At 61.7% G+C, this 26,811-nt stretch carries 29 protein-coding genes and 1 pseudogene; 18 read left to right on the forward strand and 12 right to left on the reverse strand.

What is annotated here, in order from left to right:
- Positions 1 to 8: 8 nt before the first annotated feature.
- Complete coding sequence (locus WFR25_RS07665) at positions 9 to 263, reverse strand: response regulator transcription factor (RefSeq protein ID WP_336969902.1); 255 nt, start codon at positions 261 to 263, stop codon at positions 9 to 11.
- A 206-nt stretch (positions 264 to 469) separates the two neighbouring features.
- Here WFR25_RS07665 and WFR25_RS07670 point away from each other — a divergent pair, with 206 nt between their 5' ends.
- The gene (locus tag WFR25_RS07670) at positions 470 to 766 is read left to right on the forward strand and encodes a hypothetical protein (protein ID WP_336969904.1); all 297 of its coding nucleotides are present in this window, start codon (positions 470 to 472) and stop codon (positions 764 to 766) included.
- A gap of 199 nt (positions 767 to 965) precedes the next feature.
- Here WFR25_RS07670 and WFR25_RS07675 read toward each other — a convergent pair whose 3' ends face one another.
- Complete coding sequence (locus WFR25_RS07675) at positions 966 to 1,793, reverse strand: response regulator transcription factor (protein WP_336969905.1); 828 nt, start codon at positions 1,791 to 1,793, stop codon at positions 966 to 968.
- Positions 1,794 to 2,055: 262 nt separating this feature from the next.
- Here WFR25_RS07675 and WFR25_RS07680 point away from each other — a divergent pair, with 262 nt between their 5' ends.
- Positions 2,056 to 2,751, forward strand: a complete 696-nt coding sequence (locus WFR25_RS07680; RefSeq protein WP_336969906.1) for a TonB-dependent receptor domain-containing protein — start codon at positions 2,056 to 2,058, stop codon at positions 2,749 to 2,751.
- Positions 2,752 to 2,821: 70 nt separating this feature from the next.
- On the opposite strand, the gene WFR25_RS07685 is transcribed toward WFR25_RS07680, so the two are convergent.
- The gene (locus tag WFR25_RS07685; protein ID WP_336969908.1) at positions 2,822 to 3,718 is read right to left on the reverse strand and encodes a LysR family transcriptional regulator; all 897 of its coding nucleotides are present in this window, start codon (positions 3,716 to 3,718) and stop codon (positions 2,822 to 2,824) included.
- Positions 3,719 to 3,825: 107 nt separating this feature from the next.
- Between WFR25_RS07685 and WFR25_RS07690 the strand changes: the two genes are divergently transcribed.
- The 4 genes from WFR25_RS07690 to WFR25_RS07705 all read left to right on the forward strand — a co-directional run bounded on the left by WFR25_RS07690 (position 3,826) and on the right by WFR25_RS07705 (position 9,470).
- Entirely contained in the window at positions 3,826 to 5,814 is a 1,989-nt protein-coding gene (locus tag WFR25_RS07690; RefSeq protein WP_336969910.1) for an oxidoreductase, read from the forward strand.
- 111 nt (positions 5,815 to 5,925) lie between these two features.
- Positions 5,926 to 6,921, forward strand: coding sequence for a hypothetical protein (locus tag WFR25_RS07695; RefSeq protein WP_336969912.1), 996 nt, complete (start codon positions 5,926 to 5,928; stop codon positions 6,919 to 6,921).
- Positions 6,827 to 7,924: a molybdopterin dinucleotide binding domain-containing protein gene (locus WFR25_RS07700; protein ID WP_336969914.1), complete on the forward strand. Its 1,098-nt coding sequence runs from the start codon at positions 6,827 to 6,829 to the stop codon at positions 7,922 to 7,924. The genes WFR25_RS07695 and WFR25_RS07700 overlap by 95 nt, the downstream gene beginning before the upstream one ends.
- A 376-nt stretch (positions 7,925 to 8,300) precedes the next feature.
- Positions 8,301 to 9,470: a GGDEF domain-containing protein gene (locus WFR25_RS07705; RefSeq protein ID WP_336969915.1), complete on the forward strand. Its 1,170-nt coding sequence runs from the start codon at positions 8,301 to 8,303 to the stop codon at positions 9,468 to 9,470.
- A gap of 75 nt (positions 9,471 to 9,545) precedes the next feature.
- Here the strand turns inward: WFR25_RS07705 and WFR25_RS07710 are convergent, their stop codons facing one another.
- The 4 genes from WFR25_RS07710 to ygfZ form a co-directional block, all read right to left on the reverse strand.
- Positions 9,546 to 10,649: a PepSY-associated TM helix domain-containing protein gene (locus WFR25_RS07710; protein ID WP_336969917.1), complete on the reverse strand. Its 1,104-nt coding sequence runs from the start codon at positions 10,647 to 10,649 to the stop codon at positions 9,546 to 9,548.
- Positions 10,649 to 12,805 carry a TonB-dependent receptor gene (locus WFR25_RS07715; RefSeq protein WP_336969918.1) on the reverse strand — a complete coding sequence of 719 codons (2,157 nt, stop codon included), beginning with the start codon at positions 12,803 to 12,805 and terminating at the stop codon, positions 10,649 to 10,651. The genes WFR25_RS07710 and WFR25_RS07715 overlap by 1 nt, the downstream gene beginning before the upstream one ends.
- Before the next feature lie 106 nt (positions 12,806 to 12,911).
- Entirely contained in the window at positions 12,912 to 13,658 is a 747-nt protein-coding gene (locus WFR25_RS07720) for a glutaminyl-peptide cyclotransferase (RefSeq protein WP_336969919.1), read from the reverse strand.
- Entirely contained in the window at positions 13,655 to 14,392 is a 738-nt protein-coding gene (gene ygfZ, locus WFR25_RS07725; RefSeq protein ID WP_336974758.1) for a CAF17-like 4Fe-4S cluster assembly/insertion protein YgfZ, read from the reverse strand. Before ygfZ ends, WFR25_RS07720 begins: the two co-directional genes overlap by 4 nt.
- A gap of 48 nt (positions 14,393 to 14,440) precedes the next feature.
- Here ygfZ and WFR25_RS07730 point away from each other — a divergent pair, with 48 nt between their 5' ends.
- From WFR25_RS07730 to WFR25_RS07740, 4 genes and pseudogenes are all read left to right on the forward strand, one after another.
- Positions 14,441 to 15,772, forward strand: coding sequence for a dihydroorotase (locus tag WFR25_RS07730; protein WP_336969921.1), 1,332 nt, complete (start codon positions 14,441 to 14,443; stop codon positions 15,770 to 15,772).
- Positions 15,773 to 15,826: 54 nt separating this feature from the next.
- A pseudogene (locus WFR25_RS26595) lies at positions 15,827 to 15,901 on the forward strand (sugar phosphate nucleotidyltransferase); the annotation flags it as partial.
- Positions 15,902 to 16,038: 137 nt separating this feature from the next.
- Positions 16,039 to 16,314: a hypothetical protein gene (locus tag WFR25_RS07735; protein ID WP_336969922.1), complete on the forward strand. Its 276-nt coding sequence runs from the start codon at positions 16,039 to 16,041 to the stop codon at positions 16,312 to 16,314.
- A gap of 5 nt (positions 16,315 to 16,319) precedes the next feature.
- Positions 16,320 to 17,129 carry a class I mannose-6-phosphate isomerase gene (locus tag WFR25_RS07740; protein WP_336969924.1) on the forward strand — a complete coding sequence of 270 codons (810 nt, stop codon included), beginning with the start codon at positions 16,320 to 16,322 and terminating at the stop codon, positions 17,127 to 17,129.
- On the opposite strand, the gene rarD is transcribed toward WFR25_RS07740, so the two are convergent.
- On the reverse strand, positions 17,126 to 18,016 hold the full coding sequence (gene rarD / locus WFR25_RS07745; RefSeq protein ID WP_473829115.1) for an EamA family transporter RarD: 891 nt from the start codon (positions 18,014 to 18,016) through the stop codon (positions 17,126 to 17,128). The two genes, WFR25_RS07740 and rarD, sit on opposite strands and share 4 nt — an antisense overlap.
- Before the next feature lie 86 nt (positions 18,017 to 18,102).
- Complete coding sequence (locus tag WFR25_RS07750; RefSeq protein ID WP_336969925.1) at positions 18,103 to 18,324, reverse strand: hypothetical protein; 222 nt, start codon at positions 18,322 to 18,324, stop codon at positions 18,103 to 18,105.
- 147 nt (positions 18,325 to 18,471) lie between these two features.
- On the opposite strand from WFR25_RS07750, the gene WFR25_RS07755 reads away from it, so the two are divergent.
- The 8 genes from WFR25_RS07755 to WFR25_RS07790 all read left to right on the forward strand — a co-directional run bounded on the left by WFR25_RS07755 (position 18,472) and on the right by WFR25_RS07790 (position 24,189).
- Complete coding sequence (locus WFR25_RS07755; protein ID WP_336974762.1) at positions 18,472 to 19,212, forward strand: hypothetical protein; 741 nt, start codon at positions 18,472 to 18,474, stop codon at positions 19,210 to 19,212.
- 96 nt (positions 19,213 to 19,308) lie between these two features.
- Complete coding sequence (gene crcB, locus WFR25_RS07760) at positions 19,309 to 19,689, forward strand: fluoride efflux transporter CrcB (RefSeq protein WP_336969926.1); 381 nt, start codon at positions 19,309 to 19,311, stop codon at positions 19,687 to 19,689.
- Positions 19,686 to 21,116 carry an RluA family pseudouridine synthase gene (locus WFR25_RS07765; protein WP_336969928.1) on the forward strand — a complete coding sequence of 477 codons (1,431 nt, stop codon included), beginning with the start codon at positions 19,686 to 19,688 and terminating at the stop codon, positions 21,114 to 21,116. Before crcB ends, WFR25_RS07765 begins: the two co-directional genes overlap by 4 nt.
- A gap of 14 nt (positions 21,117 to 21,130) precedes the next feature.
- Positions 21,131 to 21,733: an FMN-binding negative transcriptional regulator gene (locus WFR25_RS07770; RefSeq protein ID WP_336969929.1), complete on the forward strand. Its 603-nt coding sequence runs from the start codon at positions 21,131 to 21,133 to the stop codon at positions 21,731 to 21,733.
- The gene (locus WFR25_RS07775) at positions 21,730 to 22,389 is read left to right on the forward strand and encodes an HAD-IA family hydrolase (RefSeq protein ID WP_336969931.1); all 660 of its coding nucleotides are present in this window, start codon (positions 21,730 to 21,732) and stop codon (positions 22,387 to 22,389) included. Before WFR25_RS07770 ends, WFR25_RS07775 begins: the two co-directional genes overlap by 4 nt.
- Entirely contained in the window at positions 22,386 to 22,628 is a 243-nt protein-coding gene (locus WFR25_RS07780) for a hypothetical protein (RefSeq protein ID WP_336969933.1), read from the forward strand. The genes WFR25_RS07775 and WFR25_RS07780 overlap by 4 nt, the downstream gene beginning before the upstream one ends.
- Positions 22,625 to 23,320, forward strand: a complete 696-nt coding sequence (locus tag WFR25_RS07785) for an ATP12 family chaperone protein (RefSeq protein ID WP_336969935.1) — start codon at positions 22,625 to 22,627, stop codon at positions 23,318 to 23,320. The genes WFR25_RS07780 and WFR25_RS07785 overlap by 4 nt, the downstream gene beginning before the upstream one ends.
- A 149-nt stretch (positions 23,321 to 23,469) precedes the next feature.
- A complete protein-coding gene (locus WFR25_RS07790; protein WP_336974765.1) occupies positions 23,470 to 24,189 on the forward strand; it encodes a hypothetical protein in 720 nt (239 codons plus the stop codon).
- A 57-nt stretch (positions 24,190 to 24,246) separates the two neighbouring features.
- Here the strand turns inward: WFR25_RS07790 and WFR25_RS07795 are convergent, their stop codons facing one another.
- The 3 genes from WFR25_RS07795 to WFR25_RS07805 form a co-directional block, all read right to left on the reverse strand.
- Positions 24,247 to 24,891: a murein L,D-transpeptidase catalytic domain family protein gene (locus WFR25_RS07795; protein ID WP_336969936.1), complete on the reverse strand. Its 645-nt coding sequence runs from the start codon at positions 24,889 to 24,891 to the stop codon at positions 24,247 to 24,249.
- Between the two features lie 81 nt (positions 24,892 to 24,972).
- Entirely contained in the window at positions 24,973 to 25,314 is a 342-nt protein-coding gene (locus WFR25_RS07800) for a hypothetical protein (protein ID WP_336969937.1), read from the reverse strand.
- 8 nt (positions 25,315 to 25,322) lie between these two features.
- Positions 25,323 to 26,804, reverse strand: a complete 1,482-nt coding sequence (locus WFR25_RS07805) for a L,D-transpeptidase family protein (protein WP_336969938.1) — start codon at positions 26,802 to 26,804, stop codon at positions 25,323 to 25,325.
- Positions 26,805 to 26,811 lie beyond the last annotated feature (7 nt).

Here is a 26,811-nt window from a genome sequence, read left to right on the forward strand (position 1 = left end):
AGTTAATGTCAGGAAAAAGATGTAGCTTCTTTATCTTTTATTTCCGATATCAATAGGCCTTGCTGGATAACATGCGCAATCATGTGAGCACGATTACGTGTGCGTGTCTTGAGTCGCACATTTTCGATGTGTCGCTCGACGGTGCAAGGTGCAATGGCCAGTTCGATGGCCGCTTCCTTGGCTGACAAGCCTAGAGCAACCAGGCCCAGGACTTCATGCTCCCGCCCCGTTAGCTTAATGGAATCCTGAGTATATCTACTCATCTTCATCCCCATTTTGAAAAGTGACCCCGTTGATCACAGAAGCATAATCACCCTAATAAAAATGGGAGTCTCTGAGGATTCTGGATAATTGCTGGCCCAATTGAAGCATTTTACCATCGCGAACGATGCGACAGGATGCATATGGCTAAACGTAATCATCTGGATAGGAATAGCGGCGTGATAATGCTAGAGCCGCATCCAATCTGATGGCATCGATTCGGCGGTTTATTCGCCATGATGTTCCCCCGGCCGTGGCCAGTGCTTGGCGGCACTGTCCGCGTGAGCAGACCGAGCAGGGATCGCTGCGGCTGTTCATTACGGAAGAACGAGGCTTCTGCATTGAAGGGCAGGGCTTGAGAGTTGCAGCACGGCCGCACCTGCTATGCCGGGGCGGGTCTGAGCGCAGTTTCGATGATTTGGTCAGCGACCTTGAGGATGCGCAGGCGCAGGTCGCGAAGGTGACGGGCATTTTTTGCGGCAAGTCGTTGGGAATGAAAACGTGACGCGCTATCATCTGTCATAGCGGGTATGACACTTTCTGTCCGAAAAAAGGATGATGTCCCAATCTCTATTTCAGTTCAGTAACTTGGGCCATGCCCGCCAACCCGATCCTATGTTTCCGGCGAACGAAGCGGGTTAAATTGTGCCGTGTATGTTTGGCTCTTACCCCTAGTTTGGGGAAGTCGCTAAATACTATCTGTTTCAGGAAAATGTAACATAAGTATCAATTGAATTGAAAATAGATGTTGCTATTAAAATCAACGTAAATATTGATTTTCTTTTATAAAAAGTTGAATTATTTGTAATAATTTTACACTCATTTGCTAGTATGGCTGCCTGAGTTCTGTTATTGACGGACATTTTTCGAAATATAGACTGAATAGATACCTTTACAGTCGCCTCGCTTACCCCAAGCTCTCTGGATATTAATTTATTTGGTTGGCCCATGATGAGGCGTTGTAAAATATCTTTCTCTCGTTCATTTAGCCCGAAATCCATGGATATTTCATCATCTTCAAAAGAACTGATTCTTAGTGAGGTGGTGCTGATGGAATCAATCAGGTTTGAAGGAGCTACTTTTTCATCCATTAGGATGAGGTGCATTTTTGCTATGAATGCTTGATGGGCTATGTCTTTTATAATATAGCCATGGGCGCCTGCAAAAAAAATGCGTAACAGTATATTTAAATCGAAATCATCTCTGAGGATAACAAGTTTCGATTTAGGAAATTTATTGATGATGTTTTGAATGTCTGTATCAATAGATTTTTCATTCCAGGTGTAATCAACAATGATTATATGTTGATCATGATCATGGCAGTCAATTATTTCATCAATGCTTGATATTGATTGTGCGATGTTGAATCCGCTGTCAGACAGAATCCTGCTCAGTCCTTCCCGAGTCAATGCGTTGGATATCACCAACGATGTCGAACCTGATAGCTCCATATACGATCGCCTCTGTACTGCTGCCACCTTTGGGGGCAGTGCCAATATAGGATGCGGTGCAATTTTATCGGAGCGACCCATGGAATCATAACTGCATACGAACCAATCGTTATATTATTATTCATAAATTGATAGGAGCTAATTCGGATAGTATCCTGTGGTCTGAGTCCCGCAGTTGGACGGTTTCGATAGTCGATCAACGGTGTTTTCGAGATCGTTCGTCGCCTGCGGGGGCACATGCTTCTATTCGTGAGTGCCGCGCTGGGCGCCACATTTTAGGCAGTGCGATCATCGCTTTGAATGCTGCAAGCTCTAATGAGATATGGAAAAAATCCTTACTTGAATGGGGCAATGTGAATCATATCCGAATTCAAGGGTCGGGGAGCAGGCTGCCGTTCGCCGTTCGGACGCGAAGTTCAAGTCGGGGGCCGTAGCCGTGAACGTGGCGGGTTTCCATTACGACTATACTAACCTTCAGGCGACGACCACCGTGGGCGGGGTCAGCACCCTTCAGAACGCCGGTTCCGCTGAAATCTACGGCATCGACGCGGATGCGAGCTTCCGCGCTTCGGACGACCTGACCCTGACCATGGGTGCGGCCTGGCTGCATGCTCGCTATGATGCCTTTCCCAATGCAAGTCTGGTCGAGATGCCGACCGATCCGGATTTCGACGGCGTGCTGGATGGGAGGACGGACGTAAGCGGCCAGCGAATGATCCGGGCGCCCAAATTCACCGTGAACGGGCTGATTGACTATCATCATGACTTCGATGCGGGCCGGCTTGCCCTGTCGCTGAACGGCTTCTACTCGACCAAGGTGCGCATGGCGCTAGAAAGCCGCATCGAACAGGATGCCTATTTCACGGGTAACGCACGCATTGCCTTCTCGCCAGCGGACACCGGCGCCACCCTGTCGGTCTTTGCGCGCAACTTCACCAATGCAAAGGTTCTGGGGTCCACGTTCATCAATCCCAGCGCGGATGCCGTCATTTACTCGCCACCGCGGCAGATTGGTGTCGGTCTGAACTATTCCTTCTGATGTTCAAGCAGGATTTCATAGTGATGAACAAACTGGATCGCCGCTAGCCGGAGGTTCGTTCATGCGGGATCTATCTGTTTGGCCAACTGATCGATTCACAAAAGTCCAGGACGGCAGAAACGGCGGGTGTCTTGGCCCGGTCATTGGCCGCGAAAGCGCAGATCGAGACGGGGCTTTCGGTCCAACCCTCCAGGACGGGCCGCAATGTACCCATCTTGATCTCGCTCGCCACCAGCATTTCCAGCGTTCGGGCGATTCCCAGGCCTGAGACTGCGAGCGTCGACACTGCGCTGCCGTCATTCAAGCTGAGCTTCGATTTCGGACGCACAGTCTGAATCTTGTTTCCAGAGTTGAAATTCCAGCGAGGGCCGCCGACGCGCTCGGTCGTCGAATATGTTATGCAATCATGCTGTTCCAGATCCTCCGGCTTCTCGGGCACGCCGTGAAGCGCGAGATAGGATGGCGCGGCGACATGCACGAACCGTGTGTGGCCCAGCACGCGGACATCCGCATTGGCGGGATGCTCTTCGCCGATCCGCAGCAGTACATCGAAACCATCCGGCCTGAACACGACACCGCGATCGCCCAGACTGATGTCCAGCGCGACATCCGGATAAGTCGCGCAAAAAAGCGGCACCGCAGGAACGATGTAACGAAGGCCGACTGCCGCCGGCGCATCGACCCGCACGCGTCCACGCGGCCGAACGGGGCCGTCGCGCGCCACATCCTCGGCGGCCTGGAACGCGTCGAGAATATGGCGCGCATCGTTCAGGAAGCGATCGCCTTCGCGGGTCAGATCGATCCGGCGGGTCGTGCGATCGAGGAGGCGCTTGCCTAACCGTTTTTCCAACTGCGCCAGATGAGTTGTCACCATCGTCGGTGACATTCCAAGCGCCTGCGCCGCCCGCGACATGCTGCCCTGATTGATGATCTCGACGAATACTTCGAGCGAGCGAAGCCTGTCCATTATTCGTTTCCAGCGAAGAGTTTGTTTGTATTTTGTAGGATTATCATTTCAGAGCGATGCTGTCATCATGGCATAAATGGCGAGAGAGCCATGGCCTAGGAGGTGCGATGACGTTTAATCACCTGTTCGATCCGATCACGATCCGGGGGATGCGGGTGAAGAACCGCATCGCGATGGCGCCGATGGAGAGCCATCTCGGCAATGCGGACGGCTCGGTCTCGAAAGAGGCGATCGCTTATTATCGCGAGCGCGCCCTTGGCGGCACCGGCCTCGTAATCGTAGAATTTACCTGTGTTGACGGGCTTGATGGCTTCAGTTCGATGGCGCCACAGTTGCGGCTTGATTCCCCTTTCTATCGGTCCGGCCATGGCAAGCTGGCAGCCGCGGTCCAGTCCGCCGGCGCACGCGCCTGCGTCCAGTTGAGCCATGCGGGGCGCCAGTCGCGGGAGGCGGTGATCGGCCGCCAGCCCGTCTCCTCCTCGGCGGTCCCGCTCAAGTCGCTCTATTTGAACGCGGTGCCCCGCGCTCTGGAGGAGCATGAGATTCTCCGTATCATTCAGAGCTATGCATCCGCCGCATCGCTGGCGATACAGGTTGGCTATGATGCGGTCATGCTGCACGGCGCGCACGGCTATCTGCTACAGCAATTCCTGTCGCCGCTGGTCAACGAACGCGACGATGACTGGGGCGGCGATTTCGAGCGTCGGCTCAAATTCCCCGTCGAAGTCATAAAGGCCGTGCGTGCCGCGATCGGCGACAAGCCGCTGCTGTATCGCATGTCGGTGTCCGATTTTCTTGAGGGCGGCCTCACGATCGAGGATAGCGAGAAGATCGCTCCCCATCTGTGCGATGCCGGGGTCGACGCGATCGATATCTCCTGCGGCTCGCTCGACAGCGTAGAGGTAATCGTCGAGCCGATGTCGGTGGCAGAGGGCTGGCGCCTGCCGATGGCGCGTCGCATCCGCGAGGCGACGGGCAAGCCCGTGATCTGCGCGGGCGTCATCCGCAAGCCGGAAATGGCCAACGCGGCGATCGCTTCGGGCGATACCGACATGATCTCTTTGGGCCGGGCCCTGCTCGCTGATCCGATGTGGCCGGACAAGGCCCGGTCGGGCCGCTCCGACGACATTCGCCTCTGCACCTCCTGCAACTGGTGCATCAAGGAGACGGGCGGCAACCGCGGCGTCAGCTGCGCCGAAAACCCGCGCTGCGGTCATGAAACGGATCCGCCGATCGATGGCTTCGGCGCAGGAAAAAACGCAGCCGTCGTCGGGGCCGGACCCGGCGGCATGGCGGCGGCCCTGATGCTGGAACAGGCGGGCTTCGGCGTCACCCTGTTCGAAAAACGGGCGACGTTGGGCGGCAATCTCATCACCTCCGCCACGCCGCCCGGCAAGGACAAGCTGTTCTGGTATCACGCATTCCTGCTGCGCAGAATGAGCCGGAGCGGGATCGACGTGCGTAGCGGCGCCGCTGCGGACGCGGAAACCATTCTTGCCACGACGCCGGATGTTATCGTCCTGGCGTCCGGCTCATGTCCTGCGCCGCTGGCACTCGGCGGATCCGGCGGCTTGCCGCTCCATCCGGCGTTCAAGATATTGCTTGGCGATGTGGTCCTGCCCGCCTCGACTGCAGAAAAGCCGATCATGATCTATGGCGGCGGCGAGACGGGAACCGAGACGGCACAACATCTGACGAAACAGGGCCATCATGTGCTTCTGGTGACGCGTTCGGATCGACGCTTCCTGGCGCGCAACGCCGAGCCGCTCTATCGCATGCACCTCTTGCGCCAGTTGCAGGAGGACAAGGCGATCCGCATCGTCGATCATATGCGGCTCAGTGGGATAGAAGAGGATCATGTCGTTCTCAGCGACGATAATGGTGATCATATCGAACCGGCTGCCGCTGTCCTGCTCGCGCATGGGCTGGTACCGGACACGACGCTCGCCAGGGATCTCGCCGATGCGACTGTGCCTGTCATCCGGATTGGCGACGCGGTGCAGGTAGCGCGGATCGGCGAAGCGGTTCGCGATGCTTATCGAACCGTGCAGGATCTGCGCCGTATCCTCACGCAACCCGAGGCCATAGCATGCTGATCTCGCGCGCGATCGGGGAGCGGGGATGATGCCGATCGGTGTCAAGGTGAAGGTGGACCGCTTCGCCTTGCTGTCCGAACAGCGGTTGCAGGGTTCGGTCGTGATGTTCTCATGAGCAACACCGACGCTGCTGCGGGCGATGTGCACACCAGCATCTGCCGGCTGTGTACCGCCTTCTGTCCGATTCAGGTGACGGTCGAGGAAGGCCGCGCCACCAGGATCGTCGGCAACCCTCGCGCTCCGCTCTATGGCGGCTATACCTGCCCCAAGGGTCGCGCGCTGCCTGAACAACATTATGGACCCCAGCGCTTGCTGCACACGTTGAAGCGCGGCCTGGATGGCGGCTTTGCGAAATGCAGAGCCGAGACGGCCATGGACGAAATCTCTGACAGGCTGCAGTCGATCATAGACGACCATGGACCGCGCGCGGTCGCCGTCTATGTCGGCATGGGGACCGTGCCTTTCGTCGTCGCCAATTCGATCGCGGGCGGGTGGCTGCGCGGACTCGGCTCACCCATGTTCTTCACCGCCGGTTCGATCGACAAGCCGGGCATCCTGATCGCACTTGCCCACCATGGCATGTGGCAGGCCGGGCAGCCGCACTTCAACACCGCCAAAGGACATGACCGCAAACGAGGCGAGGCTGATCGTGATCGTCCCCGCGTCAGCGAAACGGCCAAGCGCGCGCATATCCACATGCAGCCACGTCCCGGTGAGGATCCGACGATTCTTGCGGCGATGATCCATGTGATCCTTGAAGATGAACTTTACGATCACGATTTCGTCGCCGCCAATACGCAGGGGCTGGAGACGCTGCGGGAGGCGGTCGCTCCATACACGCCGGCCTATGCCGCCGAACGTGCCGGTGTTGCGGCTGATCAGATTATAGCGGCCGCGCGCATCTTCGCCGGCGCCAGCAATGCTGGGGTGAGTTACGGCACCGGCCCGAACTTCGCCACCCATTCGACGCTCACCGAGTCTCTCGGCCGCCGCATTGTCCGAGGAGATATTGATGCCCGGACCCGGGCAGGTGAAGGCATTGATCGTGGCCGGCGGCAATCCGATGATGGCCTGGCCCGACCAGAACAAGGCGTTCGATGCGCTTAACGCGCTCGATCTTCTCGTTACCATCGATACCGAGATGACCGCGACCGCCGAGCTTTCCCATTATGTCGTCGCGCCCAAGCTCACGCTTGAAACGCCGATGACCACCTACATGCCCGAGGGCGTCAAATATTATGGCACGACGCGGGGCTTCCCTGAGCCTTATGGTGCTTACACACCCGCCATCGTCGATCCGCCCGAGGGCAGTGACGTGATTGAGGATTGGGAATTCTTCTGGGGCGTCGCCAAGCGCATGGGCACTCAGATTCCGGTGTCGCTCCGTTACGGCAATGGTCCGCAGGCGGAGCATGCGCCGATGACCTTCACGCTCGATCCCTCCGGTCCCAAACCGAGTACCGATCGGTTGATCGAACTCTCCTGCGAAGGTTCGCGCATTCCGCTGGAGCGTGTGAAGCAATATCCTGACGGCTACATCTTTGAGAGCGACCAGCGCGTCCTTCCGCGCGAGCCTGGCAACGATGACCGGCTGGAACTGGCCGCGCCGCCGATGATCGAGGAACTCGCTATCGTGTTTAGCGAGGATAATCGCGCGATCGAGGTGGAATATCCCTTCCGCCTGTTACCCCGGCGTATGAACAATATGCTCAACAGCTTTGGTCGCCAGATCGCGAAGCTGGCCGGCGACGGCGTCAATCCCGCCTATATGAACCCCGCGGATATCCTCCGCATAGGTCTCGTCGACGGGGATTGCGTGCGTCTGCGCTCGCCGCATGGAGAAATCGAGGCGATCGTGAAGGGGGAGGGCGCGCTTCGCCCCGGCACCATCTCGATGTCGCATGGATTTGGCACCAATCCCGGTTCGGATCGACCGCGGCAGACGGGCGGTAACACCGGCCGCCTGAGCGCGTCGGATGACGGCTACGATCCGGTGACTGGCATTCCCCGCATGGGCAGTATCCCGGTAAAGATTCTCGTCGATGAGCCAGTCAACACGAGCGTTCCTCCATTGCACCAAGCGCGGCCCACATGGTCGGATCGCGATTGACCGGGCAGGCGCGTTACTGGATATTTACCAACCTGACCTAAGCGATCGAAATGTCCCGTTCAGCCGCCCCATGTGCTGCATCGCTTCAGCCGTCAGTATCGCCGCAGGCAGACGCGGCCACCCGCCGGGGTGACGGAATGCGTGCATTCCTGATTCTAGGCGCTGCGGTGTTTGCGGCGAGCATGCTCGGTCTTGCTTCGCGGCACGCCTTCTCGGTATCGTTCTGGCCTGCGAATGCTGTTTTGGTTGGCCTTGCGCTGCGGGATCGCCGGTTGCATTGCTTGTCCGGCTGGCTGGGGGCTTTGCTGGGCTATATGGCAGCAGACCTGCTTTTCGGGCGAACGCTGTCGCTTTCCGCTTTTTTGCCGGCGCCAACATGGTCGGTTCGTTCACTGCGACGCACCTCCTCCTCGGTCTCGACAGGCGTGATCTGGGGCTACGGCGCGTTCATTCCGTACTACGCATCCTCGCCTGCCTCCTTCCGGCCTGCATTGCCGCCGCATTGTGCGGTGCCTTGCTGGTCAAGATCGAATTTCATGGCTCTGCAATCCAGACGCTCATGACCTGGCCCGCCAGCGAACTCGTCAATTACCTGATCATACTGCCAGCCATTCTTACTGTGCGGCCGCGCTGGCATAGGCGCACAGTTGAAGGGACGACAGCCAGAAGCGACCGAAGGACGATCGGCCCCGCGCTTCTCCTTGCGATCTCCTGTGTCGCGGCCGTCTTCTTCGATGGCCCAGGCAGCATCATTTTCCCACTACCGGGCCTGCTGCTTTGTGCACTGATCTACCCCATCCAGATGACGGCCCTGTTGACGATGATCCTGGGCACGGGATGGCTGACGATGCTGGGCCTTGGCGTCATCGACATTGGTCAGGACATGGCGATCCCGCAGATGGTTGTGTCGGTCCGTATTGCCGTCGCGTTTCTGGTTCTGGCACCCCTGACCATCAGCAGCGCGATGGCGGTTCGCGATGATTTGTTGGACCAACTGCGCGAAGCTGCAGACCATGATGGATTGACCGGACTCCTCAACCGCCGCGCCTTCGAGCAGCGTATGCGTGACCGGCTGAGCATGCCGCCGCGCCCCGGCAAAAGCTTCGTCATCCTTTGGCTCGACATCGACCTTTTCAAGTCGATCAATGACCGTCATGGCCATCTTGCGGGGGATGCAGTATTACAGGCTTTCGCGGCGACCGCTCGCGCCTGTTGCCGGGAAGGCGATCTCATCGGGCGACTGGGCGGAGAGGAATTCGCACTTGTAGCCGAAGTCTCCAGTCAGAAAGGCGCAGAAGGGGTTGCCGACCGGCTGCGCGAGGCGTTTGCGGCGCAGACCGTCCATTGGGATGGCGTCCCTGTTCGAGCGACTGTCAGTATCGGCGCCTGTCATGTGGAGCGCGCACGCCGGGATGTTCCGAACATCTTCAGGCAGTTGGACGAAGCCCTGTATCGCGCAAAACGCAAGGGGCGTAACCGGATCGAATGGCTGCTGGAGAGCGCGCCAGAACGCAGGGGTGAACAGCAGCTTGTTGCAAGCGCTTAGGTCCGAAAGGGCGGCTGGCCGATGCGGCAACAGGACCAACCCTGAAGGCCATCTCCTTCATTCGAACGCTGGCGTTCAACGAGCCTGTCGACGGCTGGGGACGGCATTCGGCGTTGGCGACTGCCGGGCCGCTCGTCTGGGTCGCTTGAACCAGAAGGTCCAGACTGCCAGCGTTCCGAGCAGCGCCATGGCCAGGCCGGAAATGGTCATGATCAGTTTAAATGGCAGGCCGCCCACCTTTGCTGCATGGAGTGGGTAAAGGAGATTATAGCCCTTTACCGCCATCGGCAGCCGATCCGCGTCACGCGCCGCCAACAGCACGCCGCTGTCCGCCGCGAACCACAAGGTGGTCCGGCCATTGGGCAGCCACTCCTGCGGTCGCCGCATCCTGACGGTGATGATCCCGTTATCCTTGCGCGGCAGGCTGAGGCTGCGCAATTCGGCATCGGGAAAGCGCGCATGCGCGGTCAGGATCATCTGTTCCCAATCCAGCCGTTCGGCCAGTCTGGCGTCGCGGGGCGGCGGCGCAGCGAGCGCACGATCTATCTGCGCGGGAGCGCCGGGACCGAACAGCAGCGCCGCCATCGGTCGAAACACCAGCACAGCGCCCGTCACCAGTGACAGAAGCAGCAGCGGCGCGATCACCACGCCCAGGTCGCGGTGATGCCGGACGACCGCCGGTCGGCTCATGCGCGCAGGGAGCAGCCGCCATTCGAAGGTCTTGCGGGTGCGCCACCACAATAGGAATCCGGTCACGACGAAAAACAGGCCGCACAGGGCGGCGATACCGATCACCGTCTCTCCCGCATCACCCGAGAAGAGATGATGATGCAGGTCGAACAGCCAGATTTCCGGCCGTTCCCACTGGCTGTTCCATTGCGTCACCAGCGTGCCGCTCTGGTCTGCATAGGCGCCCTTGCCATTCTGAAACGCCAGACGCAGCAGTCCGAAATCGTCCGAGGCGTATGTGATCGTCTGGGGCCGCGTCGCAGGATCGGCCATCAGGCGCTGTGTCGTGGCCGCGAGTTGGCGTACATCCTCTACCCGCGGGTCATTGGAGTGCGGCGCCAGCGTCCAGGCATTTTTATGCACCAGCACTGCGCCTGTCAGGCCCAATATCGCCAGCAATAGCCCGATCAGGCCGCCGGTCCAGCGGTGCAGGCTATCGAGCAGTTTCACTAGAAACGATAGTCCCATGACAAGGTGAAATTACGTCCGCGCCCGGCGAAATAATGGGCATTGTCGTTGGGGCGCACCGTCTGGCTGTAATAGTCGATATAGAAGGTGTCGAAGATGTTTTGCGCCGCCAGCGTGATCGCGCCGAAGCCCGTCTGATAGCGCAGCGACAGGTCGGTCACGTCATAGCCGTCGAAGCGATAGAGTGGCGGATAGGCGCCCGGCGTCCGTTCATACTGGCGCGACAGGAAAAATTGTGTCTGGACGCGCGCCGACAGCGGCCCCTGCGCATAGGTAGCGGCGACGTTCAGACGATCGGGCGAGATGTTCGCGCCATCGAGGTCGCGGTCCACCTTGTCGATGTCGTTATCCGACCCGTCCGTGCGACCGATCAGATGGGCGAAGCCCGTGGATAGAGTCAGCCCCGGCACGGGCGTTTTGGCCGACAGGTTGAGTTCCAGCCCCTGGATTTCCACGCGTTGGCGCTGCACCTCGAACGGCGCGCCGATCGCGGTCTGGACCAGCAGCGACCCCTTCTTGCTGGTCGACCAGAAATAGGCGGCACTGGCGTCGAACGGTCCCCGCTTGACCTCGACTCCGACTTCGCGGTTGTTGGAGACGATCGGGCTGATGTTGGCATAATCGTCAATGTCGATGCCCGCCTGTCCCACGGCGCGCGCGATGCGGCCGACATCGGGCACGGTATAGCCTTCCGCATAGCTGGCATAGGCGCGGATGCCCGCCCACGGTTCCAGGATGACGCCGCCGTTGAACAAGGTGGCGTTGAAGGTCGGCGTGCCGCCAGCCACGTCGAAGCCGCCGCCATAGGTCCATAGACTATGATAGTCGTCGATATGGATGCGGACATCCTCATAGCGCACGCCGCCCGCGAACCGCAGCTTCTTGTCGAACAGCGCCAGGTTGAACTGGGCGAATGGCGCCAGGCTGCGATAGTCCGTCGGCGGCACCCAGGTCCGGCCAGTGGCGATCAGCCGCTGTTCGGTAAGGTCATAGAGCGCGTCGAAGCCGATCGCGGCGGTGAGCGCTTCGAGGCCCGGCATGGCCCGTTCATAGCTGATTTTGCCGCCATATTTGCGACTGCGATTCTGCGACTGGTCGAACAGCGTGCCGACCGGCGCAATGGTGGGGTCCTGAAAGCTGACGATCGGCGCGATCTCGCCGCCATAGGTGTCGCGTGACCGGTTGAAGAAGATCTGGGCGATGAAATTGCCGCCCCAAAAATTGTTGTCGGTCAGCGTCAGCGCCGCGCTTTCGGTGCGGTTGGTCGCGGGAACGCCGGGGGGCGTACCATGCACCGAGGTCGTCGGCCGGTCGATGCGATAATCGCCATTGGCCGCGACATAGTCGCCTTCGCCCTTCAGTTGAAAGCGGCTCATGGTGAGGTCCAGCCGGGCGGTATCGCTCAATGCGTAGCCGAAGCGACCGAACAGCGACCAACTGCGGCTATCCTGCGTCTCGCCCTGGGTCAAATCGGTGCCGACGCGATCGCCATGGCCATCGTAGAAGGCGCCGCGCTTTTCATAGGCTCCGCCCACCATCGCGTCCCAAGGCCCTGCCTTCCAGGCGATCAGGCCAGCGACCTTACCGCCCATTCCGTCGCTGCGGAACCCGGTGTCGCTATTGCCCTGCACCAATAGCCGGCCCGACAGGCCATCGCTCTGGGCCGGCGCGACCGTTACCTGATTGACGATGCCGCCGGTGCCGCCGATCCCCTGCAATGCATTGGAACCGTAGATCAGTTCGACCCGATCGATGAAGAAGGGGTCGATGGTGAAACCGTCGCGGGCGCCATCGCGCAGCGCGGCGGTCTGCGGGATACCGTTGATCGCATAGAGTGGGGATCGTCCCCGGAGCGTCTCGCCCGCGCCGGATAGCTTCTGCCTCGTGGGCGAGAAGGAAGGCGTGAGCGCCGACACGGCATCGACGATCGATCCGCCGATCGCGACCTGCTGGTTTAGCGTCTCCTGGTCGATGACGTCGATCGTCAGTGGCAGGGCATTGGCTGGCAGGATTGTCCGTGCGGCGGTGACGATTATCCCGTCCGCCTCCCCGGCTGTCGGCTCCAGTTGCGCCAGTACCGGCACATTGGCAACGGCAAGAGCCGTGGTGGCGAGCAGGATAGACGAGCGGACGTACATGATTTTCCCCAATGACCTGCCGCCCGCTAGCCAAGGATATCGGTTGTTGCAAGTCATTAGCATCACTTCCGCCTCGCGCTTTCCTCATCAGGCGGCGCACGATGCTTTACTGTTTCAGCTTGATCTCGAACAGTTTGGGCCAGTTTTTCCCCGTTACGAACAGTCGGTCCTTCGCTGCATCATAGGCGATGCCGTTGGCGACGGCCTCGCTGTCCTTGGCCCCGCTGGCCTTCAGCAACGGCGCGATGTCGATCCAGTCGATCACGCCGCCTGATCGGGGATCGATCCGGGCGATCTTCGTATCGTACCAGATATTGGCGAATATCTCGCCTTTCACCCATTCCAGCTCGTTGATCCGGTCGACGGCGCGGCCGTTCCAGGTGACGGTGATGCGGCGTGTCTCGGTCAGCGTTTCCGGGTCCAGGAAGCGGATTTGCGGTGTGCCATTACTCATGATGATGTGTCGACCATCCTGCGTCAGGCCCCAGCCTTCCCCCTCATAGCGAAAGTCACCGACGGGGGCGAAATCCGCGAGGGACCAGATAAAACCCTTGCGATGCCGCCAGGTCAGGCTGACGATCCGGTCCTTCCAGTTGACGATCCCTTCGCCGAAATAAGAGGAGTCGAGCGTGCGCCGCTGCTCGACCTTTCCGTCCTTCAGCCGGACCTTGCGAATGTCGGACTGGCCCTCCAGTCCCGTGCTTTCATAGAGCGCGCCGTCATGGAAGAAGAGGCCTTCGGTGAAGGCCATCGCGTCGTGCGGATAAGTTTTTACCAGCGTCCACGGTGTGTCGGCAAAGGCAGGTACGGTGACGAGAAGCGCGGCCAGCGCTGCCCCGATCAGTCGCTTCATTCGTCGACCGTCCCGACAATCGCGTCCGCCAGCCAGGAGGGCAGGGCAGCCGGGTCCAGATCCTCGACGCGTCGCAATTCGATCGACAGCCCCATGTCGGGCAGGGCCGCTCGCTGTCGCTTCTCCTGCGCCTCGCTCAGGGGCACCGCGACCAGCCGCCGGTTCACCTTGGCGCGATAGTGCATCCGCGCGGTATTCTCCTGCCCGACATAGCAGCCCTTGTCATAATCGACGCCATGCAGTTCCTCCGCGTTGCTCTCCAGCCACAGCGTCTGGTCCTGCCCCAGTTCCTCGACCCCCTCGAACACCCCTAGCGCCAGCCGGTGCGCGCGAAACGCCGCCGATGCATCGCCATCGTCCGCAGGCGCGATCCAGCGATGCCCCAGCGCAGGTAAACGGGGGTCCAGCGGCTTGTCCCCGGCCTCGGCGGCCCAATGGACGGCTAGCGCATCCTCACGGGCGATCACTACCTTGCGCCTGAGGCGGTAGAGCGCGAGTCGCTTCGCCAGCGCATCGGCCTGCGTCGCTTCGCAGTCGATCAGCACATCGTCGCCATCACCCCACAGGATGAAATCGAACAGCGCCTTGCCCTGCGCCGTCAGCAACCCCGACCAGCGCGGCGCGCCCTGGGCCAGCGTCAGGACATCGCGCGTGATGAGGCCTTGAAGGAAGGAACGGGCATCCTCGCCCGAAATACGAAGGATCGCGCGATCGCGAAGGGTGGTGCCGGTCATCGCCTTTAGGTAGGACAGTGCGACACCATATCCAAGCGGCGAGACATCATGCCCCAGACATTCGACCTGATCCTCAAGAACGGCACCGTCCACACCCCCGGCGGCAGCGAATCGGTGAATGTCGGCGTGCGAGGCGGCAAGATCGTCGCCATCGGTACAAATCTGGGCGATGCGGGCGAGGTGATCGACTGCACCGGCCTGGATGTCCTGCCCGGCGTGATCGACAGCCAGGTCCATTTTCGCGAGCCGGGGCTGGAATATAAGGAAGACTTGGAATCGGGCAGCCGCGCTGCGGTGCTGGGCGGCGTCACTGCTGTCTTTGAGATGCCCAATACCAATCCCAATACCGACAGCGCCGAGCGGATCGCCGACAAACTGGCTCGCGCCCATCATCGCATGTGGTGCGACCATGCCTTCTATGTCGGCGCGACGGCTGACAATGCGGAGCAGCTTGCCGAACTGGAACGGACGCCCGGCACGGCGGGGGTGAAGATCTTTATGGGCGCCTCCACCGGCAGCTTGCTGGTCGACGACGACAACGCCCTGTCCCGCGTGCTGGCCAGCGGCACCCGCCGCGTCGCCATCCATGCCGAGGACGAAACGCGAATGAATGCGCGCAAGGATTTTCGGGTCGAGGGCGATCCATCCTCGCACCCGGTCTGGCGCGACGATGAAAGCGCGATGATCGCGACGAAGCGGATCATCGCACTCGCGCGCAAGGCAGGACGGCGCATCCACATCCTTCATGTCACGACTCCGACCGAGCTGGAATATATCGCCCAGCACAAGGATATCGCCACCTGTGAGGTGACGCCCCAGCATCTGACGATGGCGGCGGAGGACGCCTATCCGCGCCTTGGCACCTATGCCCAGATGAACCCGCCGATCCGCAGCGCAGCGCATCGCGACGGCCTGTGGCGCTGGCTGAACCAGGGCGTGCCCGACGTGCTGGGCAGCGATCACGCCCCCCATACCATCGAGGAAAAAGCGAAAGTCTATCCCGCCAGCCCCAGCGGTATGCCGGGCGTTCAGACGTTGGTGCCGCTGCTGCTTAATCATGTCGCACAAGGCCGCCTGACCCTGCGCCGCTTCATCGAACTCACCTCATCCGGGCCGCAGCGCGTGTTCGGGCTGGTGGGGAAGGGGCGCATCGCGCTCGGCTATGACGCCGACTTCACTATTGTCGACCTGAAGAAGCGCTGGACCGTGGGCAGCGAATGGCTCGCCTCGCGCTGCGCCTGGTCGCCGTTTGAGGGGGACAGGCTGACCGGCAAGGCCACCGGCACGATCATCCGGGGCAATCGCGTCATGTGGGAAGACACGCTCGCCAACCAGGCGATCGGCGAGCCGGTGCGTTTCGAGGCGACGGCGTTCGGGTGAAATCCTGTCCAGATGGTATCGGAACAGAAGATGGCCGATGGAGCTTTTAGCGTAATGCGCGATCCCAAATCGAAAATTACGCCCGTCATCCTGTCCGGTGGATCAGGAACGCGCCTCTGGCCGCTTTCCCGCGAGGAAAAACCCAAGCAGCTTCTCTCACTGACAGAAGAGCGGCGGCAGGATAATATCATCCGCCCCGATCCCACCCGTTTTGCCGAAAGTCCGTCGGACTCGATCGACTATGCGGTGATGGAAAAGGCAAAAAAGTGGCCTGCGTGCCCGTGCCGATGGGCTGGTCTGATGTCGGCGTTTGGGATTCGCTCCATGACATCAGCGAAAAGGATGAGGCGGGGAATGTCCTGCGCGGTGAGATTTTTGCGATGGGTACCACTGGCTGCCTTGTTCACAGTGACGGCCCGCGGGTCGCGCTGGTGGATGTCGATGATCTGATCGTGGTCGCGACCAACGGTGATATCATGATCCTGCGTCGTGGCGATTCGCAAAAGGTGCGACGTATCACCGACGCTCTCAAAGGGAAATAATCGCCATGGGCGCGATCCGATTGAGCACCAAATATGTAGAAAAGCCATGGGGCCGCACGGACCTTCCGGCCATATTCGGCGAAGCGGATGGCCGGAAGATTGGCGAAGTCTGGTTCGATGGACCGGAGGGGCGCCATCCCTTGCTGCTCGTCAAATATATCTTCACCAGCGAAAAGCTTTCGATCCAGGTCCATCCGAACGACGTGCAAGCGCATGATCGCAGGCTGATCGGTGGTAAATCGGAATGCTGGTATGTACTCGACGCCGATGGCGACGCGCGGCTCGGTATTGGTACGGTGCGTGCGCTGGACGCTGCGGAATTGCGAGCAGCATCGCTCAACGGCGAGATCGAGGATCTGATGGACTGGAAGCCGGTCCGGGCCGGCGACTTTTTCTATATCGAGGCGGGAACGGTCCACGCCATCGGTGGCGGCGTCACCGTGATCGAGGTGCAGCAGAACAACGACGTGACTTACCGATTGTACGACTATGGCCGCCCGCGCGAACTGCATCTTGATGATGGCGTCGCGGTCAGCAAGGCCGTGCCCTATCGGCTGCCCGATACGCATGTCCCGCTCGGCAGCAAGCAAATGCTGGTGGATGGGGCGAGTCAGCCGTTCGCGCTTCGCATGGATAGCTGGCGCAGCGGTCAGGTCATCACGCTGGCTGCCGGATCGACCTGGTTCATCCCTGTCACGGGGCAGGGTGAGATTGACGGAGAAGCATGGCAGGGTAGCCAGTGCTGGCTGGTAGAGGATGGCGCCATGGTAACCGCAACTGCCGACAGCCACGTTCTGATCGCCACACTGTCCTAGGGTTTTACGGCAATCTTTGTAGGCATGGCGACCTGCTTCTGCCGCGCTGCCCTGTAACTGTCCGCTGCGAACAGGATCAGCCCCAGCCAGATCAACCCAAAGCTCACGAGTTGCCCTCTGTTCAGTGTCTCGTCGAACAACAGGATGCCGCACAGAAACTGCATTGTTGGCGCCAGATATTGCAGCACACCCAGCGTCGCCATCGGCAGCCTTTGGGCGGCGACTGCAAACAGCACCAGCGGCACCGTCGTCACCGCGCCCGAGGCAATCAGCAGCGCGGTAGTCGACGCATCCTGCCCAAAGGCCAGCGTGCCCTGCATGGCTATCCAGGCCAGCCAGCCAAGCGCCAGTGGCGTCAGCAGGAGCGTCTCTGCGCCCAGCCCGGCCATGGGGGCCACCGGCGTCACTTTTCGCACCAGCCCGTAAAAGGCGAAGCTCACCGCCAGCGTCACGCTGATCCAGAGGGTCTGGAGTGCGGCGGTGGCAAGGATCGCAACGCCCAGCGCAGCGCCCCCCAGCGCAATCAGTTGCCCACGCCGCAGCCGTTCCTTCAGAACGAGCACGCCCAGCGCAACATTGACCAGCGGGTTGAGGAAATAACCAAGGCTCGCCGCAATCACATGGCCGGAATTGACGGCCCAGATGTAGGTTAACCAGTTGGTCGCGATCATCGCGGCCGACACCGCCAGCGCGAGCATGACGCGGCGGTCTCGCAGCACGGTGGTCAAGGCACCCAGCCCTGTGCGGGCCGCGATTAGCAGGGTGATAAGAATCAGCGACCAGAGGACGCGCTGTGCTACGATCTCGACCGGGCCGACGTGATGGAGCAGCTTGAAGAAGATCGGCAACAGGCCCCACAGGCCATAGGCCGCGATCGCCGCGCCCAGACCCTGCTGATGGCCCAGACCTTGCTGATGGCCCAGACCCTGCTGATGGCCACGTCCCTGCCGATCGCCCGTGGCCCCCGCGTCGCTCAGATAAGGCCTCCGCCCAGGAACAGGCGGAATGCGCCGAAAGCAGCGACGATCAGGCAGAAATTACGCCCGCCATTGCTGGACGACGCCATGCCCACCAGCGCGCCCACCAGCGCCATGGGCACCAATATCCAGTTCAGCGCGCCCAGCAGCGGGAACACGGCGGGGATCATCAGGATCAGGGTGATGAGGCCGATAAGGGCGGAAAAGATGTTCAGCATAGGGTCGAGATGGCCTTTCCGTTCCGTGGCGACAAGGGCCAGTCGCTACGAACCGGCCTATTAACAAAATATTTACCGTTTACTGTAGTTCCTAACGGAAAATTAACCTGCGCAGGTCAGTTGTGGGGGATGCAAGGGAGTGTGGTGATGGGGCGTTCGGACGGTTTTCTGCTGATTGCATTGGCGGGCGCGGCCATGCTTGCCTCATGCGGAAAAGGCGACAAGGACGCAAACCTTGCCGCACTCGACGCGCAATTAACCAATGAAGCGGTCGATCCGGCGCTGAAGGGCGCGCTTGGCGACCAGATCGTGGTCGATCCCAACCTCACCAGCCAGTCCAACCGCAACGCCGTCCGCCCGGCCGACAAGCCCGCCAATGGCGCGCTTCCCGTGTTGACGGGGGACGCGAAGAAGGCGGCGACAGAGGCGCAGCGGCTGGCGGGGGGCAAGCTGCTCTCCACCCCTGCGCCGATCGTGGGCAAGCCGATGGACAGGACCACGCTGGGTGCGCTCGCCCGCGAACAGGGCTATCGCACCGGCGTCGATTGCAAGGCGAAGCTTGCCTATGGAACGCAGTGGGCGACCCGAATGCCCGAACCCTTCGGCGTCTATCCCGGCGCCCAGCTGATGGAGGCCGCAGGAGCGGAGGCCAACGGCTGTACCCTGCGCGCCGCCAGTTTCGTGACAGCGGTGCCCAAACAGGGCGTGCTCGACTATTATTACACCCAGGCCCGCCGCGCCGGTTATGATGGCGAACATCAACTGATGGAAGGCGACCATGTGCTGGGCGGTACCCGCGCCAACGACAAGGCGGCCTATCTGGTGATGGTCCGTGACGCGCCGGGCGGCAAAACCTCCGTCGACATATTGGCTGACGGCGGCCGCTGATTTTCGCTATCGGCCAGCGCAGGCTGGGCCAGGCGCTGCCCATCCCCGGAAAACCCCTGCTTTCCCTTGGGCGCGATTCGCTCTAGGGCGATCGACATGACCAATATTTTTCTCGTGATGGCGGGCGGCGCGGTTGGCGCGGCGCTCCGCTATCAGCTCGGCCGACTGGCGGGCAATCTGTGGGGCTTCACGCTCCCGTGGGGCACACTGGCCGCCAACCTGCTCGGTGGCTTCGCCATGGGCCTGCTCGCCGGATGGCTTGCGCGCGCGACATCCGCCAATGGAGAGGCGTGGCGCCTGCTGCTGGGCGTTGGTGTATTGGGCGGCTTCACGACTTTCTCCGCCTTCAGCCTTGAAACCATGCTGATGCTGGAGCGCGGCCAGATCGGCACGGCGCTCTTTTATGTCCTATTCTCTGTCGTAGGCGCGATCGCCGCGCTGGCGCTGGGGCTTTTCGCCGTCAGGAGCGTCGCATGAAGGGCAAGGGACCAGCAGGACCACGTGACGGCAAGCCCGGCAAAGCCGATGGTGCAAAAGCCCCCGGTAAACGCGGTGATGGCAAGCGCCCCGATAGCAAGCGCGCAGACAGCAAAAGCGCTGACGGCAAGCGGTCCGAGGGCAAACGTCCTGAAAGCAGAGGCGCGGGAAAGAGCTTTGGCCCGAAGGGTTCAAGTTGGAGCTTCGGCAAGTCCGAAGGTCGCGCCCGCGGCGGGGTGAAGGCTGCGCAGGCCCGCAAGCCGGTCGCCAAGCCCGCAGCCGCGAAATCCGCCACGCCCGCTGTCGCGGCCAAGCCCAAGGCGGAGCAGGGCGTCACGCTCGACGTGCGCCAGTTTCGCGTTGCCGCTGACGATGACGGCATCCGCCTCGACCGCTGGTTTCAGCGGCATTTGCCCGATGTCGGCTTCAACATCGTCTCGCGCTGGTCGCGCACCGGCCAGTTGCGCGTCGATGGTGCGCGCGCCGCACCGGGCGACCGCGTGACCGAAGGGCAGATGATCCGCGTGCCCCCGGCTGAGGCGAAGGCGCCCGTGCCGGAGAAGGTCAAGCGCGCCCGCGTTATCGACCTGACACCGGAAGAGATCGCCTATGTGCAGGAGATGGTGATCCATCGCGACGCGCAGGCGATCGTCATCAACAAGCCGCCGGGTTTGGCGACCCAGGGCGGGACCAAGACCGACGAGCATGTCGACCGGCTGCTCGATGGCCTGTTGTTCGATATGGATCAACGGCCCAAGCTGGTGCATCGGCTGGACAAGGATACGTCCGGCGCGCTGTTGCTGGGGCGTACCGCGCGTTCGGCGGGCTATTTCGCCAAGGCTTTCTCCAGCCGTACCGCACGCAAAGTCTATTGGGCGCTGGTGATGGGCGTTCCCAGCATCAACGACGGCATGATCGAACTGCCGCTCGCCAAGCAGCCGGGCACCGGCGGCGAAAAAATGCATGTGGACGAGAAGGAAGGGCTGCCCGCCCGCACCCGCTACCGCGTCATTGAACGCGCGGGCAACCGTGCGACATGGGTGGAGTTACAGCCCTTTACCGGCCGTACCCATCAGTTGCGCGTTCACATGGCCGCGATCGGCCATCCGATCGTGGGCGATGGCAAATATGGCGGCAAGGAATCCTTCCTGACCGGCACGATCAGCCGCAAGATGCATCTCCACGCCCGGCGCATCCGCATCGATCATCCCGATGGCGGCCGGGTGGATGTGATGGCCGACCTGCCGCATCATTTCGCCTCCAGCCTCGAAGATCTGGGCTTCGATCTCGCGCTTGGCGACATGCTGCTGGATGATGAAATCGACCGCACCCCCACGCGGGAGGACGAGAAGAAGTTCGCCAAGCAGCATGCCAAGGCGGTCCGCAAGGAACGGCGCGGCGAGCGGCGCGGTCGCGGCGAACGTTAAGCAGGGGCGGGGCGTTGCATCCCGATCGCCAGTTCCGCTGGGAGGATCATGACGCGATGCGCGCCTTTGTCGGGGCGCATCGTTTCGGCGCGCTGTTTGCGGAAACGCCGGACGGTCCCTGCGTCGCTCATGTGCCGGTGGTCTGGCTGGACGATGATCGCATCGGCTTTCACCTGTCGCGCGGCAATCGGCTGGCGCGGCATCTGGACGGCGCGCGGGCACTGTTCCTGGCCGATGGTCCGCATGGCTATGTCAGCCCGGACTGGTACGGGATGGACGATCAGGTGCCGACCTGGAACTATGTGGCGGTCGAACTGGAAGGCGTGGTGAGCGCGATGGATGCGGTCGATCTCCCCGCATTGATTGACGCGCTGTCGCAGGACAGCGAAAGCCGCCTCATGCCCAAGCCCGTCTGGACGCGCGACAAGATGACGCCCGGCCTGTTCGAGCGGATGCTGGGTGCGATTACAGGATATAGCATGCAGGTGAGTGACTGGCGCGGCACATACAAACTGGGTCAGAACAAGCCAGAAGCAGCGCGCAATGCCGCGGCGGATGGACTGGAAGCGGCGGGCGATCATGCTATCGCCGCGCTGATGCGGGCGGGTATAAGATGAGTAACCCTCTTGTCGTATTCGATTGCGACGGCACGCTGGTCGACAGCCAGCACAGCATCTGTGCCGCGATGGCGCAGGCGTTCGATGACGCGAAGCTGATCCCGCCTGACCGCATGGCGATCCTTGCGATTGTGGGTCTTTCGCTCCCCCATGCCATGGCGCGGCTGCTGCCTGAGGCGGAGGCTGATCTGCACGGCCATCTGACCGAGCGTTACAAACAGGCCTTCCATGCCATGCGCGGCCGGGGGCAAGTGTCCGAGCCACTCTATCCGGGTATCGCGGACCTGATCGAAACGCTGAATGCGGCGGGATGGCTGCTGGGCGTGGCCACCGGCAAGTCGGATCGCGGCCTTGCCCTGTGCCTTGCCCATCACGGCATTGCTGATCGCTTCGTGACGCTCCAGACCGCCGACCGTCATCCGTCCAAGCCGCACCCCTCGATGCTGCTTCAGGCGATGGCGGATGCGGGGGCGTCGTCGCAAACCACGGTGATGATTGGGGATACCCATTTCGACATAGATATGGGGCTGGCGGCAGGCACGCGCGCGATCGGTGTCGGCTGGGGCTATCACCGCCCGCAGGATTTGCTGGACGCGGGTGCTCACGCCGTCGCGATGGACAGCGCCGAGTTGCACCGGCATATCGGCGCCCCATGACCGACTACCAACCCGATCCTGAGAAAGTTGCGCGCCAGCGTCACTTCGCCATTGGCCTCTTCCGCCTGTCAGGGGCGTTCATCGTGATGTTCGGCTTCCTGGTCCTGATGCAGCGTTTTTCCTGGGTTCAGGGGAACAAGGCCAAGGCAATGGGCGCGATCTTCGTGGTCGTCGGCCTGTTCCAGTTCATGGTCGTACCGCGCCTGATGCTGGCCCTGTTCAAGCGTCCCCCACAATGAAGCGCTTTTACAAGGGCGTTACGGCGGTCGCAGGCGCTGAGGGCTGGCATATCGCGTTGGACGGTCGTCCCGTCCGCACCCCCGCCCGCGCGCTGCTGCTACTCCCTACCGCCGCGCTGGCGCAGGCAGTCGCCGACGAGTGGGACGCGCAGGGCGAGCAGGTTTTGCCACAGACCATGAATTTTACCGGCCTTGCCAATGCCGCGATTGATCAGGTGGCACCCAATCATGCCAGCTTTGCTGCCGGGATCGCCGCCTATGGGCAAAGCGACCACCTTTGTTATCGTGCTGAAGCCCCCGCAACACTGGTGGCCCGGCAGGCCGAAGCATGGGAACCGCTGCTCGACTGGGCGAGGACACGGTACGACATCGCCTTTCGGGTGACACAGGGCATCATCCATGTCGCGCAGCCGCCTGAAACGCTGACGCGCCTCTCTGCCGTCGTTGCAGCCTTCGATCCCTTCACCCTCGCGGGTCTCGCTACACTGGTGGCGCTCAGCGGCTCGCTTGTCTGCGGCCTCGCGCTGGTTGACGGTGATCATGACCTAGATGTCATTTGGCAAGCGGCGGAGATTGATGAGGCCTGGCAGGTCGAACAATGGGGCGAAGATGCGGAAGCGGCCGCCCGTTCAGCCCGCCGTGCGCTCGATTTTTCCATGGCCCGGGCCTTTTGTGCGATGACTCGCGCCTGACGGGCTGGGAACTCCTGCCCCTGTTCGTTCATTAGGCATGTTGGAAAGGGCAGCGTCTGCCCTGCCAACGTGATTAGTGGAAACGTCCAGAGGAAACCTGAGCCTTGAAGAATATCGCCCTTGCTGCCCTTAAGACCCTTGCCGCCCCGATGGCCCTGACCGCTGCTATGCCAGTATTGGCGCAGGCGCAGGCCCCCGCAGCGGCAACCCCGGCAGCCCCTGCCGCCGCCGCACCGGCTGGCGCAGAGATGACCCCGGAACAAATCGCCGCCTTCAACACGGCCGTCACTGATTTTACGGCTGGCCAGACCGCGCAGCAGGCGGGCGACAACGCCACCGCCGTCACCAAATATGAAGCTGCGCTGCCCGCCATCCGCAAGGCGGTGGAAGTCCAGCCCGACAAGATCGACAATGTAACCTTCCTCGCCAACGTCCTCTATGCCGACGCTGCGGCCCAGAGTGGGCTGGGCAAGACCGATCTGGTTATCGCCCTGTTCAACGAATCCGTTCCCCACTGGCGCAAGGTCGTGGCCGCCAAGCCCACCGACGCTGCCAGCCGGGATATTTTCGCGGGCCTTCTCACACAGTTGGGCAACCAGAAACTGGCTGGCCAGGACAAGCCGGGCGCAGACGCCTTCTACGCCGAAGCGGTGACGCTGGCGCGCAAGTCTGCGGCTGAAAAGCCTGCCGACGCGGCGACCAAGAACCTGTTGCTCGGTGCGCTCATTGGCCAGAGCCAGACCAGCGCCGACCCGAAGGTCAAGGAAGAAGCTGTGTCGATGAGCAAGGCGATGCTGGCGGATGGCACTGCCGATGCGGTCAACAAGCCTTCGGCACAAGCGCTCACTGGCGCGCCTGCTGCGGGCTAATCACGCATCCGCATTTCCCGCCCCTCTCCCGCTTTGGCGGGGGAGGAGGCCGGGGACTTAAACTTTGTCGGCGTAAAGCAGTCGACCCTCGCCCAGCAGGCCAAGGAGCTGTGGCAGCATATGCGGCGCCACTGCGAAGCAGCCTTCGCTGCGGCCAATTTTACCCCAGGTGGCAATGTGATTTTCGCTCACATAATCGGCGCCATGGATCACGATCGCGCGCGATTCGGCATTGTTGTTCTCCGGGTCCAGTCCCGCCAGCCGCATCGCGCGGCCATGTTGACCGAAATACATGTCGCCGGTCTTGAACGCTCCGCTCGAACTGGCCAGTGAATCTGGAATGTTGGAAAAGCGTTTCAGCCAACCTGAATGTTCAGGGTCTGATCCGCGCCCGTGCGAGACGAGATAGCTACTGCTTTGCCCGCCGATCAGGTCGACGATGTGAAAGCGCAACTCCTTCGACGCCACGCTGAAATCCGCGAGCGCCACGCGGTCATGCAGATCGAAGGCGGCGCGATGCCGGTCGAGCGCACCTTTGGCTCGCTCCAGTAGCGACGCACAGGGCATTTTCGCCAGCGATGTCGTGGCGAGGGAGGCGGGCAGCGGGGATGTGGCTGGCACAGCGGCCCGCCCCAGCGTGTCGGGCAGAAGCGCCATGCCCAAGCCCGTCAGCGCCAACTTCGTGAAATTGCGGCGATCCATTGGCCCTATATAGCAAAGGCATAGCAGTGTTCCAAGTCCCTCCCGGCGCACCGCAAAACCGGGACGGCGTGTCGCGGGGGGTCAGAGGTCCGGCGTATTCGCGTTCCGGTCCTGCTCCGCCTCGCCCTGATCGGCGACAGGCTCTCCATCGCCGCCCTGGCGCAGGCGTGCGGTCATGCCGCTTGCGGCCGCGTCGTCCAGCATTTGCTGGTCTTCGCTGATCGTGGGTGGCGGGGCTGGGGTGGCAACGTTCGTTGCATTGGTCGGCGCCTCTGGCTCCACCATATTGGCGTCGATCACGGTGTCGTCAGGTGGGGCGACCAGATTGTTGGTCGCTTCGACCTCGGGCTGTTGCTCCTCCTTCTTGCCGCAAGCGGACAAAGCAAGGGCGCCGGCAAGCGCCGCGAACATCAATTTACGCATGAGAGTCCTTAATCCTTGGATGCCAGTGTTTCGGCGGCGGCCTTGCGGCTCGACGCCTCGATCTTTTCGGCCAGCAGCTTATCCCAGCCATAGGGGTCGGCGCGGAAACTCATTGCGCCATTATTGTTGGCGAACGCTGTCCAGTAAAGCAGGTAGACCGCCACTTCTTTCGGCAGCGACACGCGCTGGGTCTTGCCCTGGTCGATCAGCGTCTGGATGTTGCCCTCCAGCGACGGATCGCCCTTCACCATCAACTCGGCTAGCGGCACCGGCTTTTCCAGCCGCACACAGCCATGGCTGGACAGTCGGTCATAGCTGGAGAATTTCCCTCGCAGCGGCGTGTCGTGCAGGTAAACCGCGAAATTATTGGCGAAGTCGAACTTCAACCGGCCCAATGCGCTGTTTGGTCCGGCAGGCTGAATGATCCGCTCGCCACCCTGAGGCGTCTTCACGATCTTGTAGCCCTGACGGATCAGCGTGCCGCGCCCCTTGGGGAATAGTTCGCGATTGGCGATGGAGGCGGGGACGTTCCATGGCGGATTGACGACGATCGAATGGATGCTGGACACCAGCATCGGCGTCGCGTTGCTGGGGCTGCCGGTGACGGCGCGCATGGAGGAGACGGGGGCGTCACCCTCGAACACCGTCAGAACGGCGGCGGCGATGTTCACCTGAACGCGATTGACGGGCAGGTCGCGCGGCATCCAGCGCCAACGCTCCATATTCGCCATGATTGCGGCGATCCGATCCTCGACCGGCACGTTGAGCGCGGTCAGAGTCCGCGTGTCCAGCAGGCCGGTGGGGTTCAGGCCATAGCGGCGCTGCGCCCGCTGGATTGCGGCGGTGAGAGGTTCTGCGTCGGTGACGCTCTTGTCTTCGATGGTGAGGCGTTTGCGGACGACGGGTGCGGCAGACTGCGCGGTGAGCGTGGACCAGCCGCCATTGTCGCGGATTTTTTCATAGATGGAGAGGCCCTTGCGAAGCCCGTCATAGCCCGAATAGGGCGGGGTCAGCTCGTTCGCCCATTGCGGCAAGCGGTCGGCGGTGATTGCGGCAGCCAGCGGACGGGTGGGGTCATAGGTTGGTGGGCGCACACCCCAGACGTTGATGAAGTCGACGGTATCGACGCGCCCGCGATACAAGGCGCGGGCGCGATCAAGCACCGCATTCACCAGCGCATCGCCCGACAGGGTGGCCGTGCCTGCATTGCGGGCGGTCAGCCCCTGCGCGCTGCCCTGCTTCAGCCAGTCGGTCAGCCAGGCGGCCTGAGCAGGCGATAGCTGTGGGATCGGTACTGGCGGCAGCGTCACGATGGCTGGCGGTGCAGGCGATGTGCTGGAGGGTGCCGCAGGCACGGTCGGCGCAATGACCGGTGGCGCCAGCGTTGGCCGCACGGGCGGCGGCGTGATCTGGGCGTGAAGGGGAAGTGCGGGCGCAAAAGCCAGCGCGAGCACGAAGCTGCGGGTACGGGTCGCATTGATATAGGACATGGACGAC

This window comes from Sphingobium aromaticiconvertens, assembly GCF_037154075.1.
GTDB classification, from domain to species: Bacteria; Pseudomonadota; Alphaproteobacteria; order Sphingomonadales; family Sphingomonadaceae; genus Sphingobium; species Sphingobium aromaticiconvertens.

What these genes read in the sequence shown, in the direction of transcription:
- WFR25_RS07665 (WP_336969902.1), bottom strand. Translation starts at nt 263, where the DNA reads ATGAGTAGATATACTCAGGATTCCATTAAGCTAACGGGGCGGGAGCAT.
- WFR25_RS07670 (WP_336969904.1), top strand. Translation starts at nt 470, where the DNA reads ATGGCATCGATTCGGCGGTTTATTCGCCATGATGTTCCCCCGGCCGTG.
- WFR25_RS07675 (WP_336969905.1), bottom strand. Translation starts at nt 1,793, where the DNA reads ATGGGTCGCTCCGATAAAATTGCACCGCATCCTATATTGGCACTGCCC.
- WFR25_RS07680 (WP_336969906.1), top strand. Translation starts at nt 2,056, where the DNA reads ATGGGGCAATGTGAATCATATCCGAATTCAAGGGTCGGGGAGCAGGCT.
- WFR25_RS07685 (WP_336969908.1), bottom strand. Translation starts at nt 3,718, where the DNA reads ATGGACAGGCTTCGCTCGCTCGAAGTATTCGTCGAGATCATCAATCAG.
- WFR25_RS07690 (WP_336969910.1), top strand. Translation starts at nt 3,826, where the DNA reads ATGACGTTTAATCACCTGTTCGATCCGATCACGATCCGGGGGATGCGG.
- WFR25_RS07695 (WP_336969912.1), top strand. Translation starts at nt 5,926, where the DNA reads ATGAGCAACACCGACGCTGCTGCGGGCGATGTGCACACCAGCATCTGC.
- WFR25_RS07700 (WP_336969914.1), top strand. Translation starts at nt 6,827, where the DNA reads ATGCCCGGACCCGGGCAGGTGAAGGCATTGATCGTGGCCGGCGGCAAT.
- WFR25_RS07705 (WP_336969915.1), top strand. Translation starts at nt 8,301, where the DNA reads ATGGTCGGTTCGTTCACTGCGACGCACCTCCTCCTCGGTCTCGACAGG.
- WFR25_RS07715 (WP_336969918.1), bottom strand. Translation starts at nt 12,805, where the DNA reads ATGTACGTCCGCTCGTCTATCCTGCTCGCCACCACGGCTCTTGCCGTT.
- WFR25_RS07720 (WP_336969919.1), bottom strand. Translation starts at nt 13,658, where the DNA reads ATGAAGCGACTGATCGGGGCAGCGCTGGCCGCGCTTCTCGTCACCGTA.
- ygfZ (WP_336974758.1), bottom strand. Translation starts at nt 14,392, where the DNA reads ATGACCGGCACCACCCTTCGCGATCGCGCGATCCTTCGTATTTCGGGC.
- WFR25_RS07730 (WP_336969921.1), top strand. Translation starts at nt 14,441, where the DNA reads ATGCCCCAGACATTCGACCTGATCCTCAAGAACGGCACCGTCCACACC.
- WFR25_RS07740 (WP_336969924.1), top strand. Translation starts at nt 16,320, where the DNA reads ATGGGCGCGATCCGATTGAGCACCAAATATGTAGAAAAGCCATGGGGC.
- WFR25_RS07750 (WP_336969925.1), bottom strand. Translation starts at nt 18,324, where the DNA reads ATGCTGAACATCTTTTCCGCCCTTATCGGCCTCATCACCCTGATCCTG.
- WFR25_RS07755 (WP_336974762.1), top strand. Translation starts at nt 18,472, where the DNA reads ATGGGGCGTTCGGACGGTTTTCTGCTGATTGCATTGGCGGGCGCGGCC.
- crcB (WP_336969926.1), top strand. Translation starts at nt 19,309, where the DNA reads ATGACCAATATTTTTCTCGTGATGGCGGGCGGCGCGGTTGGCGCGGCG.
- WFR25_RS07765 (WP_336969928.1), top strand. Translation starts at nt 19,686, where the DNA reads ATGAAGGGCAAGGGACCAGCAGGACCACGTGACGGCAAGCCCGGCAAA.
- WFR25_RS07775 (WP_336969931.1), top strand. Translation starts at nt 21,730, where the DNA reads ATGAGTAACCCTCTTGTCGTATTCGATTGCGACGGCACGCTGGTCGAC.
- WFR25_RS07780 (WP_336969933.1), top strand. Translation starts at nt 22,386, where the DNA reads ATGACCGACTACCAACCCGATCCTGAGAAAGTTGCGCGCCAGCGTCAC.
- WFR25_RS07785 (WP_336969935.1), top strand. Translation starts at nt 22,625, where the DNA reads ATGAAGCGCTTTTACAAGGGCGTTACGGCGGTCGCAGGCGCTGAGGGC.
- WFR25_RS07790 (WP_336974765.1), top strand. Translation starts at nt 23,470, where the DNA reads ATGGCCCTGACCGCTGCTATGCCAGTATTGGCGCAGGCGCAGGCCCCC.
- WFR25_RS07795 (WP_336969936.1), bottom strand. Translation starts at nt 24,891, where the DNA reads ATGGATCGCCGCAATTTCACGAAGTTGGCGCTGACGGGCTTGGGCATG.
- WFR25_RS07800 (WP_336969937.1), bottom strand. Translation starts at nt 25,314, where the DNA reads ATGCGTAAATTGATGTTCGCGGCGCTTGCCGGCGCCCTTGCTTTGTCC.
- WFR25_RS07805 (WP_336969938.1), bottom strand. Translation starts at nt 26,804, where the DNA reads ATGTCCTATATCAATGCGACCCGTACCCGCAGCTTCGTGCTCGCGCTG.